Source organism: Paenibacillus phyllosphaerae (genome assembly GCF_014192105.1).
In the GTDB taxonomy this organism is placed as follows: Bacteria; Bacillota; Bacilli; order Paenibacillales; family Paenibacillaceae; genus Paenibacillus_Z; species Paenibacillus_Z phyllosphaerae.
Window position 1 is genome coordinate 289,508 of record NZ_JACHXK010000004.1, and the last position, 13,207, is coordinate 302,714.

Genomic DNA, 13,207 nt, shown 5'->3' on the forward strand with positions numbered 1-13,207 from the left:
GTCCGAAACCCGGAGGAAAATAACAAGAACATTACTCCCTCCATTCTTCACGCAGCGGCTTTGCCTCCAGCGGAATGCGCCCTTGATCCATCTCCACGAAATGCGTTTGAAAGCGGCCATCGTAGGCGAACACCAGGCCAAGCAAAGGGTTGCGTACGCGTACCGATATCCGGTAACAAGCGTCTTCATCGTCATACCATTCGCACACATCCGCTTCGCCGGTGAATAGCTTCGGGAACGCAAATCCTAGCCTGCCCTCATAAAATCGTTGGTCGGTCGACCGGATGCGCAGTCCGCCGTTGTCCGCGACAGACAGGTCAAGATCGACGGCGAGATGCTGTTTATTGCCGAGATAATCCACGATACGGTCACGTGCCCCGCTATATATCATCGTAGCGTCGAATTTGCGAATCTTGCGCGGGAACTTGAAGGTCCGCAGCCAAGTTACCGTCTCGCGTCCATAGCTGTCCCGGTAGGCAAAATTCGCGATATGAAACGGAATTCCGCGGCCTCCCTGCGGAAACATGATATGGCGGGTCGTCCCCAGCATAAGTGGCGCAGCCGCCCACTTGGCATACCAGATCCGATCCATCACGCCTTGACCAATCGAGGCGAGGCGATCCTGGCTGCTGAATCCGAATCGTGCTTGAATGCACGGATGCAGCTGATCGAATGCCTTGCCCATCGCCAATTGATAGATGGAGGTCATACGCCAACACCTCGTTCCACGCCGCTTATCGGGGCTGCACGACGGCAGCGGTTTGCTTGCGGCAAATCCGTCATCGTTCGCTCGGCTACGAAGGCTGCAGCGAGCATCGGAATTGTGAGCGTTAGCGGATTAAAAGGAGCGGCCAGCAAACCGGGCTGCGCGCCGATCGCAATGCCCGCCAGCAGAATAAGCGCAAGCTGCTGGCCACGGTACAACCATTTGTGCCGGTGGAACTTGATGACGGCTACAGCCGCTGCAATTTCCACTATTCCAAGCGCCATCAGCAAGGAATGTCCGCCTCCTGCAGCCCATCCTGTTCGCTCAAGCAGCTCAAGCTCACCGCTCTCCGGGAAGAGCAACTTCGGCACGAGGCCTTCATACCCCCAGAGAATCGCAAGCACCGCAACACTTACATAATGCAGGAGGGCGCGTTCGATCGTCACGGCAGGCGCAATGCTTTTCTCCAGCCAAATACGCAGCAGATCGAAGCTCCATGCGGTCGCATAACCGAATAAGGGGCGGAACAGCCAGCGGTCCAGCAATCGTCCGGCAAGGCCGAAACGCGTCTCATAGTCATATCTTGTCGTGAACAGCACGCCGTCTCCGTTCGGTTCATATTTCCAGTAGCCCCTGCCTTCTCGTATAAGGGAGATCGGCTGATCCGAAGCAAATACCAATGTCGATAGACGCTCGCCGGATCGGAGATCCTTCCTTGCCCGCGTCTCCCCGGTTCCTTCGACAGCCATACCGAAGCCGATATGGGTTGTATAACGAAACTGCTGCGGTTTGCCCTTCTCTTGGGGCAAATAGGTAATCGAGGAGAATCGCAAATCCCATTGCTCATGCAATGCCGGCGTTTGCGTGCGCTCCCATAATGTCTCAAGCTCCGTCTGCATCTGCAGTTCCACGAAAATCGGCTTTGCCCGTTTCATGCTGCCCCGCCTCCGTCCCCATCTATTAATCGGCCTCGTTCCTTGGCTGCCGGAAGATTGCACAGTTCCCTGCGGCCGAACCAGCGATATCGATTATTCGCCACACGGTCGTAGACGAAATCTCGCAGCGCTCGAGGGATGATGATGCTAATGGATGCCAGCGGCCATAAACCGCCTAGCTGTCTGAGTACGCGCAAGGCCGCATCAGACTTCGTATAAGCCCTGTCTTCTTGAATCATGACGAATGTATTCATATCCAATGGAAGTTGATATTCGCGCAGAAGCTGCAAGCCTGCAGGCGATTGTAGCGACCCGAATTGGAACCTCCGAGCAGCGTCTCTTGTCATCACGAAAGCGGTAATCCAGTGACAGAGCGCACATTCGCCGTCCACCAATAGAATCGCTTCGCGGCTGTCGCCAGCACTCGATGTTTTCATGTCCGCTTCCCCTCCTGTCTGACTTCATTGTAGCCGCGATGCAGCCTTGCGATTAAGTCCTCACTTTCATAGAACAACGCAGCAAGGGGGTACTACGATTTGTAGTCCCCCCCCTGCTCGTACAGCATGCTTGCGCCCGTGTATCCGACTCTACCGTTCCTCTTTCGGGTTGTGAAGCCCCCGCTTGCGGACCTTCTCGATCGCTTCCTTGCTGCTTCTGACGCCGAACTTTTTCAGAATCTTATTCACCTGGTTCTTGAGCGTGCTCTCGGCCTTGAACAGCTTCTTCTCGATCTGCGTCTGGGTATACCCCTCTTCGATCAGCTCGAATACTTCGCGTTCGGCAACCGTTAGCTCCTTCAACTGCTCCTCCCGCTTCAGCCTGGCGAATTCTTTGAGGAGCGCTTCCATCGCCGTTGGATGATGATAGGCGGCACGAATCGCATGCGGCAACTCCAGATAACGCGTTTTGTCCAAGTAGTTGATCGCGCCGGCGGTAAAAGCTTTGGTCATCGTCTGTTCGTCCTGCATGGACGTTAACATGATGATTTTGGCCGGATGAATATCGTGGACTTCCATGGCGGTGTAAATTCCGTCGTGTCCTTGATCCGACAATTGAATATCCATAAGTACGATGTCGAAATCCAATGTCCGTGCAAGCCCGATCGCTTCCTCTGCATTCGTCGCGGCCCCAACCACGAGCAGATCTTCCTCACGGTTCAGGAAAGCCGTCATCGCCTTGATCCAGTCAGGGTCGTCTTCCACCATAAACACTCGAATATGCTTCAGCATGCTCTCCTCCGATCAACCTGACAGCTTGCGGCGGGGCAAATAAAGCGAAACGACGGTGCCGCTGCCTACGCGGCTGGTCATCTCTGCCGTGCCGCCGCTCCGCTGCATCACTTTGTACGCATACGATAAACCTAAGCCGAAGTTGGCCGCCGTACTCTTGGTCGTATAGAAGGGCTCGAATACCCGGGCTACCTCGTCTGGCGGGATGCCTCTGCCATTGTCCTTGACGGAGAGGATCATATGCTGTTTCGTCTCGGTGACTGCAAGCGTAATGATGCCTCCCTTGCCCACTGCTTCCGCGGCATTATGAATCAAGTTGTCGAGGACCGCTTTCATATGAAACGCATCGATCCTCATGACGGGATCGGCCAGATAGTCCGCCTCGAGCAAGATGCCGCGCTCGGCCAGCAGCGGCTGATGGTTAGCTCTGCAAGCTTCCATCAGCTCCGTGATCCGGCACGGCTGCTCTTCCAGGACGATTTCCTTCATCTGACCATGGATTCTGCCGGCCATCTGCAGCATCTGGGCGGAGGCTTGCTCGATGATCGCCAGATGGTCCGCGGATTGCGGGCTGCCGGCTTCGATGGAATGGCGCAGATTAAGGGTGCTTAGCGCGATTTTGCCCGCTTCGTTCTTGATCGTATGATTGAGCAGCGCGGTGCCGGAGGCCGCCGACTTCATCGCCGTCTCGAGCGGGTCATGCTCGATGCGCAGCTTGACGCCGAGAACGCCGTACAGAAAAACGCACAGCAGCGCTGCCGCGAAGGAGTAACCGAAGAAGAAGGCGATGTAACGGAAGAACGGGAAATCCGGCGCAATCGCTCGGCCTGCATAGACGAAAGCGAGTACGGCCAGCAAGGTCGGGACCATAATGACCGTCGTAATAAGGCGGTTACGCCTCATCATGCGATTCTGCTCTTTCCAGAGAGAGCGGATGAGCAGCCAGCACGAAGCCAAGTAGTAAGGGGCCGCCCACATCAGCACGAACCGGTAGTTCACCTGAAGGTCATCGAACAGACAAGCAAAGGCAATGGTCATGAGCGGCGGAAGAAGCAAGCAGCCGTAAAAAGCGTTCATCCTTGGCCGAGTACTCACGAACCTATTGTCGCCATAGTATACCAGCCCGAACAACAGAACGCCGTAAGGCGTCAATGTGACGTTCAACAGCTGGGCTAACCGCGCCCATCCCTTCCATGGCAGCTCTAGCAGAAGACTCTCCAGTCCACCGATAGCGGCGCATGACAGGAAGAACGCAGCCGCGCGATTCGTCGCGCTCCGATGGTTGGTTGCGAGCAAGATCACCGCAGCCAACACTAATCCGGCAAAGTAATAAAGCATGCCTCCTCAACTCCGATCAAGCAAGTACAGCTTCAATGAAAACCGTCGTATGTTCGGCTAGATCAATCTCGCTGACTTGCAGTTCATCGCCGTCGCCGCGGGCAATGCGCACGACCGGCCTGCCCGGCAAGCCTCGATGCTGGCGTACGATGACTCCCGTCTCCTTGGTCGACAAGCGGACCGCCATCCCGTTCGGATAGACGGAGATAATACGCGTGAATTGAATCAGGACATCCCGGTCAAGGCCGATATCCGACAGCGCCATGAGCTGTTCGCACGCTTCGTGAGGCAGAAGCCCGGATCCGTCAAAGGGATTGATCAGATTATCGTATTGATTAGCCACAGCGACGATTTTCGCGAACAGGTGAATATCCGGCGACTTCAGACCTCTCGGCAGCCCTTTGCCATCGAGGCGTTCATGATGCTGCAGCGCAACATGGGCGATCAGCAGGTTGAACTCATGCTTGCTCTTGAGCAGCTCGTATCCGCGCCACGTATGATGTTGTTTCAGATCCAGCGCCGGATCTTCCTTCGTCGTCATGTTTCCTTTGCCAACGTCATGCATGAGGGCGCCGATCGCAAGATCTTTCATCTGCGTCGTATTCAACCCCATATTCATGCCGATTAACGTGGAGATGAGGCAGACGTTCAGCGCATGGACATACCTGGAATTATCCTTCGTCCGGATATCGGTCAATTGCACGAGTACCGCGCGGTTGCTGAGCACGTCGTCCATAATCTGATTGACGCTCATGCTTAGTTTTTTCGTACTCCACTCTTTGCCTGAGCGTACTGCCTCGAACGTATCGTTCATCTCCCGCATGACCGCCTGCTTCGTCTTGTCGCTCAGGATCTCCTCCGTCTCGACGTCGCTAAAGTTCGGGTCTTGTATATAAAGCATCGTAACCCCGATACGGTTCAACGTATTAATCATGAAGACCGTCAGCTGCACGCCGGCAGCCAGCATGACCGTCCCGTTCGCGGAATAGACCGTCTTGCCCAAATACTGACCTGGCTCTACGCTTTCTACACTCATATATCTCATTCGCTATTCGTCCCCTTATCGATCCGGCCCGTTCCTCGTATCGCTATGTTCTTCTTACCCAGACATCTTTGTAATTCACCTTGCCCCACGCATTGAGCGAGATGCCGTGCAGGGATTGGTCATAATCGGCTACCTGCAGCGAATGATAGAGAAACAGCAGGCTGTACGCGTTCTTCAGCTCCTCCTGAATGCGATGCAGCACATTCAAGCGCGCTCGAGCATCTGTTTCCTTCAAGCAGTCCGAGATTTTCCCATCGACCATTGCCCGATCTTGGATACTCAAATGATTGCGAATGAATCCCGTCCTAGAGGTATACATCTCGATTAACGTGATATCCGGTTGTTCGCCCAGCACTTCGCCTACCACGATCAAATCCGCCTGCTGGATCGTATCAGGCTCGTACAATTGTTCGATCGGTACGACTACGATCTCGACGAGAACGCCGATCTTCGCGCAAGCTTGGAGCAGCCACTGCGCATTCTGCTCATTGCTCGGCATCGTATAGGTATATAATCGGATGATCTCGCCTTGATAAATAGATTGCGCCACCAACATTCTCGCCTTGGCTTCATCCCGATTCGAGCCGTAAGCAGCTTCATATGGCCGGACAAAAAATCCCGACGCCGGCTGCTGTCGGATCCCGCCCAAGTCTGTAATTAACGAAGTGCGGTCGATGGCGTAATGAATCGCTTGGCGCAGCCGGATATCCTGAAGCACCGATGGTTTGCTTAAGTTAAAGGTCAGATAAGTGCTGCCTTGTTCGAGCTGGCTTATGGTCGGACTGCTTCCCGCCTGATGGGCTTCGAAGTAGCGAAGTTGGGCATTCTGGCGGTCAGCGGCCACATTGTCCCTATGTAGCCCTCATAGTTCGGCCACACCCACATCTCAATGCGGTCCAGATGCGGGCAGCCTTCAAAATAGCTTTCATTCGCTTCCAAGACGAGCATCGAGCTGATGTTCTCCACCATTCGGAACGGTCCTGTCCCGATCGGCAGCCTTGCGAATTCGCCGCCCCTGTCCGCTTCCACGATATCTTCGGGTACAATCGAGAACCGTTCCGTACAGAGCGCTTCCAGCACGCAGGCAACAGGCTCGCGAATTCCAACGCTATACTGTAGGTTCCTGTTACCCGGACATCGACGATCCTTCCCGTCAGCCATTCCGAGGTTCCAAGCCGCTTAATCCGATTTATCGTAAAGGCTACGTCATATTACGGCCATGTTGGAATCGGACCCCTTTGCGCAGATGGAATTCCCATCTCGTCCTTGTCGCATCCCACTCCCAGTAATGGGCGAGCGAGGGTCTCACTTCCCGGTGCACGGCGGAATACGTAACAAGCGTATTGAATATTTGTTCGACCCAATGCGCCTCCGTGCGCCTCGACACATATGCCGGATCTTGCATTAAAAGGCGAAAACCTCAACTTGCACCCTTCGCTTTTTCTTCTTCTTTTATGCCAGTATACTGAGGATCAAATCTGACGTAAAGAGGAGCCAATAGCCATGGTACCTAAGAACATTCCGGGCCTAGCCGCTACGCAACCGGCGCCGACGCTCTGGACGAACGCAAACTTCATCCTTCTTCTCCTTGCTGGCGAGATACTTGCAGTGGGGAACAAAATATACGAGTTGGCTTTGCCGCTCATCCTTTATGAGCAAACTCATTCCTCTGTCGCGATGTCCACGATGCGCGGGATCGAATTTTTGCCCAATCTGCTGTTTGCCGCATTCATCGGCGTTCTTGTGGACCGCGTGCGGAAGAAAGCCTGGAGCTTGTGGGCGGTCGCGCTGCAGATCGTCATTCTCGTCGGCCTATATATGGGAGCTGCAAGGGGTCATCATTCCGAGGCGCTCTACTATTGCGGAGGATTCTTGCTGATGCTCTTCGGATATGCGTATGCGAATGCCCGCGTAGCCCTCGTGAAGCAGGCTTTGCCCACCGCTTCGCTAACCAAGGCCAATGCTTCGTTCACATTCGTTACGACGCTTGTAGGCATTATGGGTCCTGTGCTTACCGGATTGATCTTGTTGCTCACCGATCTGCATGACGGCTTACTCCTGACGGCAGGAAGTTTCGTGGCGGCATTCCTGTTGCTGCTGTCCTTCAATCCGAAGAGGCTGTCAACGTGCATAGCCGAGCAGGATTCTGGTCCGAGCTTGCAGAGGGCTGGCGATGGCTCCGGAGCTGCCGCCCGCTGTGGCAGATGACGCTATTCGTCGTTTTCTTGAATGCAACCACCGGGATGGTCGATACGACGGTCATTTACTATGCCAAAGATTCGCTTCGGCTCGGGAACGGAGAACTCGGGCTCGCCTTATCGGCTGCAGGTTCCGGCGGACTTCTCGGCAGCTTCATGATCAGCCCGCTCCGACGCCGATATCGGCTTGGCGTGATCCTGACGGTTACGACGCTGCTGACCGGAATCGCCTATTTGCTCATGATCGCAGGCCGACATCCCGTGACGCTTGCGGCCGGCTTATTCCTGGAAGGTTTGCTTGGCGCAATCTCTACGGTCTGCGTCTGGACCTATCGTCAAGAGACTACGCCTCACCGGCTCATCGGACGAATTAACGGCATAACCGGCTCGGCCTTCAAACTAGCTATGCCCGCAGCTATCTTCGCCGCAGGCTGGATGTCGCAGCTTGCTCAGTCGGAGTGGGTGTTCATTGCAGCCGCGTTCGCCAATGTCATCTTGTTCCTCGTTTGCCGATTCGGCAACTTGTGGAGGATCTAACGTTTATTAGTCCAGCGTTGCTAGTGGGGATTGCTAATTTTTATTGGGTATAGTCCCAACTTTGCTCGTCGGCCACGCTCTGGACATCATCGGCTGTTATCGTGATAAAGCCGTAGCCTTCCTCTTCATGTTTCTTTGTCGCACGCTGCTTGACGAATTTGGGACTGGCCTCGCCGTTATCTTCATCATAGAACAGCAGAATCCCGTCGGTCTTCCGGAAGAGAAGATCGTCTCTGGCCCTCAGCTGCCAGACGCCGTCATACGGCTGATTGCTGACGCTTGCGTAATAATCCACATCTCGCAGAATGCCGCGATAATACTCTTGCTTGGTCTCGCTCCACTTCTCCTCCGGGTTCTGGTAAGCTGCGATGATCGATAGCCGCACCTGCGGATACTGCTTGCGAAGCTCAATGACGACTTCGCATGCCCACAGGTCAACGCCGAATTGTCCCGGGGTGATGACCCATTCCAGGCCTTCTTCAATCAAGGGGATGAGTTTATTCTCAATGGCCTTCTTAATGAAAGGAATCCCTTTGTGCTTCTGGTCGAATATGCCGAGCTCATGGGCCCTATAGCCTGTAACTAGCAGGTTTTTCATAGACTGCTCCTTATTGCGAATACGGATAGAATATTCATTAGTGTAACGTGCTTATCCGGAGAAAGCAAAGCATGACGCTCGGCTTTTCTTGACGGCAAAAAGGTGTGCAAGCCGCTACTTGAGCAGCTTGCACACCTTTGGACCAAGCTTATATTAATTAATGCTGCCCGATTGGCTGGACGTATCGTTCTGCTGGGCAAGGCGTACTAGCATATGGGCAAGCGCGTGACGCTCCTGCTCCTCGCCGACCTTCCACAACTCTTGCAGCAGCGCTTCCTCGCTATTGCGCGGCTCTTCCCGCTCGGACAGATATTGGGCGATCTTCTGCGCGGCAACTGCCATCTGCTCCTCATTCAAGCCGATTGCTTTCGCCAATTTTACCCGCTTCGCCAGGTAAGATTTGAACGCGTTGAAATCGCTCAATATATTTTCCTTATCCTCAGCACTCATGCGCTCCAGCGCGTCCTCGATACGACTAGCCTTTACGTCTCCATCCTTCGTCACTGCGTGATTGCGTTCGCTCATCGTTAACGCCTCCTATTCGCTTGTTTGCTACACGTATCTTTAACGTCGGCGGACAAGCTTGAATCAGGTGCGCTTGGAATTCTCTTGAGCGAGCGCCTCGTAGGACAACATACGCTTGGCGTAATCAGGGATAGCCGTCTGTATGAGAAACTCGTCGGTACCGTACAAGTTCGCCAGCTTCTCGAGCTCGTCCAAGATGGCTGGCGGCGTGCCGACAAGCCGCTTGGGAACCGCATCTTGCGGGATGGCTTCCCCGCTTGCGGATACGGGATACAGCGCATCCGCTTCAGCGGCTAATCGTTGTGCCTCTGCATCCGTCGGCGCACAGATGACTCCGATCGCAACGATGATCCGCGGTTCGGGAGAAGCTGCCGCTGGTTGGAATGCGGTTCGATAACTTTGCACGACCTCCACGCCATTGACGTCCGACATGAACTGACCGAACACATACCCGGTACCGTTCTCCGCCGCAAGTGCCGCGCTCTTTTTGTTTGTCCCAAGCAGCCACACTTCCGGCGGTATTCGAGGCGACGGCCGTGCTATTACCGACTCTCCTTCCACCTTGTACGTCCCGTCCCGAAGCTGCAGTAACGTCCGCAACGCTTCAGGCACTTTTGCGATGTTCGCAATGAAATTATCGCTCAGCGACAAGCTGACCGGTCCGGAACCGCCCGGCGCTCGGCCTAAGCCTAGATCGATCCGGTCAGGGTAAAGGCAAGCGAGCAAATGGAAGTTCTCCATCACCTTCAGCGGCTTATAGTGGGGCAGGAGCAATGCGCCGGTGCCGAGCCGAATCTTATTCGTCCGCGCTCCAATATGGGCAAGCAGCACTTCCGGCGAGGCGCAAGCCAGCATAGGCATGCCGTGATGTTCTGCCGTCCAGTACCGGATATAGCCAAGTTCCTCGGCAGCCTGAGCAAGCTGTACCGCCTGCTTCAGCGCGGTCTCATCGTCAAGCTTCCCGTAAACGGGTACTAGGTCAAGCACGCCAAGTTTCAAAGTCGGCAGTATAATCACATCCTTCGTCAGCACAACATTATCGAATATCATTATTGTGCCTAAGGATAGATCCTGCTGTCAAACCGTGGGATTTCAGGATTCAAGTTGGAATACATATAAGTCAGCTATTTATGCTTTACCAAGTTTACTAACTGCGTCGTATGAGTCGTCACGCAGAGATTGAAGCTGCCTTACTGAGCATTAAAAGCCGGCAAGACATGTGTCCTGCCGGCTCTCGTTCCTTATTGAGTAAACCCGCGTGTTTGTATCGGCTGCGTTGTTGCCGAAGCAGAAACTGCGGAGGTTTTGAACTGCTGCGTAGCTTGCGTCAGTCGTTGCTGAATCGCTTGGATTTGGCGCTTCTGAGCATCCATTTGCATTTGGATTTGATTCTCGGCCAACGCGAGCTCCTGTTGGATGCTCTGCAGCTCCATAACGATCGAATTCACTTGCTGCGAACGAGGATCAAGACCTACTTGGCGAAGTGCCTGTTGGGCTTGAATCCGCTCCTGCTCCTGCTGCTGTTGCACTTGCTGCTGGAATTGCTCGTAAGACATCTGCTGGCTGTTGATCGGTTGCTCCTGTATATTCATTTCGAACCCTCCTGTCAGCATACGGAATAGCTCTAGTATGCTGCATGAACTGGCACGATATGTATGCAAGCGCATCTTTTTTACGCAAAATCCCTGCCTATTTGCGTTTGACCTGCAGTTGCTGTGCCAGTTGCTCCAATCTGTCAGGGCCAACTTCCTTATCCCCGTACTTCGTAGCCGAGTATAAGTCTGCAATTCCGGTTATGGAAGCGGTAGGAACGCGCTGCTGATCAACAGCTTGCCGACCAATCTCCAGCGGGGTATTCGAAGGTTCGAACGGTTGACCATCCTTTACAAGCAAAGCTAGCCAGTAACGATATAAGTAGCGAAGCTTCTCCCGGTTATCCGTTAAATCCGACCACTGCGCGCGCGGTTCCTTGGACAAGTTTCGCTTCAGCCATTGCCGCCAGCGGTTCGGTCTATCGATCGCAACGACTTCATCCACATAGCCTTGAGCCGTCGTCGCCCGCTGCCGCCGGAATAACTTTCTGAATTCGGAGGCAATCTTTCGAATCCAGCCCGGAAGATGCTTGGCCCTTCGCAGAAGAAGCCACAGGACGAACAATCCCACCACGGCCACCAAACCGTACATGACCCAATCCAACCACGGAGATGGATCTTGCTCAGCTGCTTCGGGCAGCATCGGCTGTTGCGGTTCTGGCGCTGCCGGTTCGTCCAACGGAGCGGCTTCCTCGGGTTCGCGCGTGAGCAAAGCTACGATCCAATCCGCAACCCGGTCCCATGCGGAGCTGAACCAAAGCTGCAGCTGCTTGGTAAATACAAGAAAGATCGCAACCGCTATAACGATTCCTACTAATCCGGAATTAAGCATTCGTACAGCGCGTTCAACCTGGGCGGTCCCGCCGCGTTGATTCGATTCGCCTTCTACGATTCGCTTATTCGTATACGCCAGCATCAGAACTAGAGCGGCCAAACCGCAAACGATAAATAATGTACGGTGTTCCGTGAACCGGTCAAGGCGCAGAAGAATGGCGGAATAGATAAAGTATAGCAGCAACCCACCGCCGAAATGGCCGATCGTAAATCGCTCCTGCCAGAAGCTTCCGACCATTCGCGCACCACGATATATACCGCAAGCCATGGCCGTGGATGCGAACACGCCCGGCAATGAGACGCCGCCAAGGATTACGCCATAAAAGCATCCAATTACAATGGCGCCAATGAGGATCGGAAACGGATGCCTGTAACCGGCCAAACGGTTCAGCCAATAACCAATCGGGTAACCAAGCAGAAGACCGACCAGACCGCTCCAAATAGAAGCGTGATCCGGCATATACCCGTCGAACACAAGCAGAAGCGGCAAATACATGATCGCCTCAACCAGGCCTCGAAGCCATACGAGGAGCGTTTCGCGAATTCGCGTCATGCCGCGGCACCTTCTTTCTCAATGCCGATATTGACCCAATATACGCCATGGCCTTCCGAACGCAGTCGTTCGGCTGCCGATTCCAGCTTCTCGCTCCAGAAGGCGGAGACGATCACGACATCGCAGCGGTCGGGCAATCGATTGGCCATCTGCTCGACCAATACGTCGAACGGAATGCTCCTGGCGATGGACAACCTCGCCATCGCCGTTAACGTCCCTTCCAGCTGCTCGCCGCCGGCAGACAGCGGCTCTATAATCGGCATACCGGGAGAATCGATATCATGGCCGTTCGAGGCAAAACCGAATTCCAGCCCTTGCTCGGCCGCGAACTGCGCCGCACCGGCGGCATAGCGAATGCCGTACTCGATCCGCTCACTGTCGTTCACGGTCTCCCACATGCCTTCATGATCCTCGATATTCAGCATAATCATCAGCCTGTAATCAGCCGTAAAATCATGCTTGTGAACTTGCAAGCTTCCGGCTCTGGCCGTGGCCTGCCAGTTAATATCCTTTAGCGGGTCGCCGGATTGATAGGGTCTCGCGCCGCTGATGACGAACGGATCATGCACGATCCACCGCTTCACGGCAACCTCGCCCATCCAGCTGCTGGATGGCAGCTCCAGCTCTTCCCGGTCCAGGGGAAGCGGATACACGAGCAGCTGTTCCGAGAGCTTCACCTGATGCCATACCCGGTAGAAACCGAACAGATCGCCGCATGTTAGCGAAGCGGACTCCAACCGGTAGCAGCCCCGTTTCGTACATTGAACGTTGTGGCGTCTGGTGAGCTGCTTGTACCCCTTCAGACTGAACAAGCTGCTATGGTTCTGATAATATTGGCCGCTGCTTACCTCGAAATTAAACTGTCCCTCGAACTTCAGCCCGCTCGGCAGAAGCGATTCCACTCTCAGCCATGGTACGGGAAGGCGCTTGCGGTTAACCAGCTGCTCGACCATCTCTACATGGTCGTCGGCGTAACAGCTCCTCTTATTGAAACTTCGCATATACGTCAGCCGCTTGAGTCCCATATAACGAAACAGCAGCCGCTGGACGAACACGACAATGAGTGCACATAACAAAAGCCAATGTATGGCCACTTCGCTGCCTCCTCTCCTAGTTT

17 protein-coding genes are annotated in these 13,207 nt (G+C 54.5%); 2 read left to right on the plus strand and 15 right to left on the minus strand.

What is annotated here, in order from left to right:
• Positions 1 to 31 precede the first annotated feature (31 nt).
• From FHS18_RS11525 to FHS18_RS11565, 9 genes are all read right to left on the minus strand, one after another.
• Positions 32 to 709, minus strand: coding sequence for a DUF4166 domain-containing protein (locus tag FHS18_RS11525; RefSeq protein ID WP_183600163.1), 678 nt, complete (start codon positions 707 to 709; stop codon positions 32 to 34).
• Positions 706 to 1,641 (minus strand): DoxX-like family protein, encoded by a 936-nt coding sequence (locus FHS18_RS11530; RefSeq protein WP_183600165.1) that lies wholly within the window; start codon positions 1,639 to 1,641, stop codon positions 706 to 708. The genes FHS18_RS11525 and FHS18_RS11530 overlap by 4 nt, the downstream gene beginning before the upstream one ends.
• Positions 1,638 to 2,078: a thiol-disulfide oxidoreductase DCC family protein gene (locus tag FHS18_RS11535; protein ID WP_183600167.1), complete on the minus strand. Its 441-nt coding sequence runs from the start codon at positions 2,076 to 2,078 to the stop codon at positions 1,638 to 1,640. The genes FHS18_RS11530 and FHS18_RS11535 overlap by 4 nt, the downstream gene beginning before the upstream one ends.
• 150 nt (positions 2,079 to 2,228) lie before the next feature.
• Entirely contained in the window at positions 2,229 to 2,870 is a 642-nt protein-coding gene (locus FHS18_RS11540) for a response regulator transcription factor (RefSeq protein ID WP_409348547.1), read from the minus strand.
• A 12-nt stretch (positions 2,871 to 2,882) separates the two neighbouring features.
• The gene (locus FHS18_RS11545; RefSeq protein WP_183600169.1) at positions 2,883 to 4,208 is read right to left on the minus strand and encodes a sensor histidine kinase; all 1,326 of its coding nucleotides are present in this window, start codon (positions 4,206 to 4,208) and stop codon (positions 2,883 to 2,885) included.
• 16 nt (positions 4,209 to 4,224) lie between these two features.
• Positions 4,225 to 5,253, minus strand: a complete 1,029-nt coding sequence (locus FHS18_RS11550; RefSeq protein ID WP_183600171.1) for an HD-GYP domain-containing protein — start codon at positions 5,251 to 5,253, stop codon at positions 4,225 to 4,227.
• A 43-nt stretch (positions 5,254 to 5,296) separates the two neighbouring features.
• Positions 5,297 to 6,097, minus strand: coding sequence for an ABC transporter substrate-binding protein (locus tag FHS18_RS34900; RefSeq protein WP_183600173.1), 801 nt, complete (start codon positions 6,095 to 6,097; stop codon positions 5,297 to 5,299).
• Positions 6,025 to 6,333 (minus strand): ABC transporter substrate-binding protein, encoded by a 309-nt coding sequence (locus FHS18_RS34905; protein ID WP_183600175.1) that lies wholly within the window; start codon positions 6,331 to 6,333, stop codon positions 6,025 to 6,027. Before FHS18_RS34905 ends, FHS18_RS34900 begins: the two co-directional genes overlap by 73 nt.
• Positions 6,334 to 6,454: 121 nt before the next feature.
• Positions 6,455 to 6,658, minus strand: a complete 204-nt coding sequence (locus FHS18_RS11565; RefSeq protein ID WP_183600177.1) for a hypothetical protein — start codon at positions 6,656 to 6,658, stop codon at positions 6,455 to 6,457.
• A gap of 98 nt (positions 6,659 to 6,756) precedes the next feature.
• Between FHS18_RS11565 and FHS18_RS34910 the strand changes: the two genes are divergently transcribed.
• Both FHS18_RS34910 and FHS18_RS34915 read left to right on the plus strand, forming a co-directional pair.
• A complete protein-coding gene (locus tag FHS18_RS34910) occupies positions 6,757 to 7,461 on the plus strand; it encodes an MFS transporter (protein ID WP_281378712.1) in 705 nt (234 codons plus the stop codon).
• Positions 7,380 to 7,988, plus strand: a complete 609-nt coding sequence (locus FHS18_RS34915; protein ID WP_343060502.1) for an MFS transporter — start codon at positions 7,380 to 7,382, stop codon at positions 7,986 to 7,988. The genes FHS18_RS34910 and FHS18_RS34915 overlap by 82 nt, the downstream gene beginning before the upstream one ends.
• A gap of 40 nt (positions 7,989 to 8,028) precedes the next feature.
• On the opposite strand, the gene FHS18_RS11575 is transcribed toward FHS18_RS34915, so the two are convergent.
• From FHS18_RS11575 to FHS18_RS35150, 6 genes are all read right to left on the minus strand, one after another.
• Complete coding sequence (locus FHS18_RS11575; RefSeq protein ID WP_183600179.1) at positions 8,029 to 8,586, minus strand: SLOG family protein; 558 nt, start codon at positions 8,584 to 8,586, stop codon at positions 8,029 to 8,031.
• Between the two features lie 153 nt (positions 8,587 to 8,739).
• Entirely contained in the window at positions 8,740 to 9,111 is a 372-nt protein-coding gene (locus FHS18_RS11580) for a DUF3243 domain-containing protein (protein ID WP_183600181.1), read from the minus strand.
• Positions 9,112 to 9,174: 63 nt separating this feature from the next.
• Positions 9,175 to 10,161, minus strand: a complete 987-nt coding sequence (locus FHS18_RS11585) for an MsnO8 family LLM class oxidoreductase (RefSeq protein ID WP_183600183.1) — start codon at positions 10,159 to 10,161, stop codon at positions 9,175 to 9,177.
• 191 nt (positions 10,162 to 10,352) lie between these two features.
• Complete coding sequence (locus tag FHS18_RS11590) at positions 10,353 to 10,703, minus strand: hypothetical protein (protein ID WP_183600185.1); 351 nt, start codon at positions 10,701 to 10,703, stop codon at positions 10,353 to 10,355.
• Positions 10,704 to 10,800: 97 nt separating this feature from the next.
• Positions 10,801 to 12,090, minus strand: a complete 1,290-nt coding sequence (locus tag FHS18_RS11595; RefSeq protein WP_183600187.1) for a DUF4129 domain-containing protein — start codon at positions 12,088 to 12,090, stop codon at positions 10,801 to 10,803.
• Entirely contained in the window at positions 12,087 to 13,184 is a 1,098-nt protein-coding gene (locus tag FHS18_RS35150; RefSeq protein ID WP_183600189.1) for a DUF58 domain-containing protein, read from the minus strand. The genes FHS18_RS11595 and FHS18_RS35150 overlap by 4 nt, the downstream gene beginning before the upstream one ends.
• Positions 13,185 to 13,207: the final 23 nt, after the last annotated feature.

Excerpts from the sequence above, each read along its gene's own strand:
- FHS18_RS11525 (WP_183600163.1), bottom strand. The coding sequence starts at position 709 with ATGACCTCCATCTATCAATTGGCGATGGGCAAGGCATTCGATCAGCTG.
- FHS18_RS11530 (WP_183600165.1), bottom strand. The coding sequence starts at position 1,641 with ATGAAACGGGCAAAGCCGATTTTCGTGGAACTGCAGATGCAGACGGAG.
- FHS18_RS11535 (WP_183600167.1), bottom strand. The coding sequence starts at position 2,078 with ATGAAAACATCGAGTGCTGGCGACAGCCGCGAAGCGATTCTATTGGTG.
- FHS18_RS11540 (WP_409348547.1), bottom strand. The coding sequence starts at position 2,870 with ATGCTGAAGCATATTCGAGTGTTTATGGTGGAAGACGACCCTGACTGG.
- FHS18_RS11545 (WP_183600169.1), bottom strand. The coding sequence starts at position 4,208 with ATGCTTTATTACTTTGCCGGATTAGTGTTGGCTGCGGTGATCTTGCTC.
- FHS18_RS11550 (WP_183600171.1), bottom strand. The coding sequence starts at position 5,253 with ATGAGATATATGAGTGTAGAAAGCGTAGAGCCAGGTCAGTATTTGGGC.
- FHS18_RS11565 (WP_183600177.1), bottom strand. The coding sequence starts at position 6,658 with ATGCAAGATCCGGCATATGTGTCGAGGCGCACGGAGGCGCATTGGGTC.
- FHS18_RS34910 (WP_281378712.1), top strand. The coding sequence starts at position 6,757 with ATGGTACCTAAGAACATTCCGGGCCTAGCCGCTACGCAACCGGCGCCG.
- FHS18_RS11575 (WP_183600179.1), bottom strand. The coding sequence starts at position 8,586 with ATGAAAAACCTGCTAGTTACAGGCTATAGGGCCCATGAGCTCGGCATA.
- FHS18_RS11580 (WP_183600181.1), bottom strand. The coding sequence starts at position 9,111 with ATGAGCGAACGCAATCACGCAGTGACGAAGGATGGAGACGTAAAGGCT.
- FHS18_RS11585 (WP_183600183.1), bottom strand. The coding sequence starts at position 10,161 with ATGATATTCGATAATGTTGTGCTGACGAAGGATGTGATTATACTGCCG.
- FHS18_RS11590 (WP_183600185.1), bottom strand. The coding sequence starts at position 10,703 with ATGAATATACAGGAGCAACCGATCAACAGCCAGCAGATGTCTTACGAG.
- FHS18_RS11595 (WP_183600187.1), bottom strand. The coding sequence starts at position 12,090 with ATGACGCGAATTCGCGAAACGCTCCTCGTATGGCTTCGAGGCCTGGTT.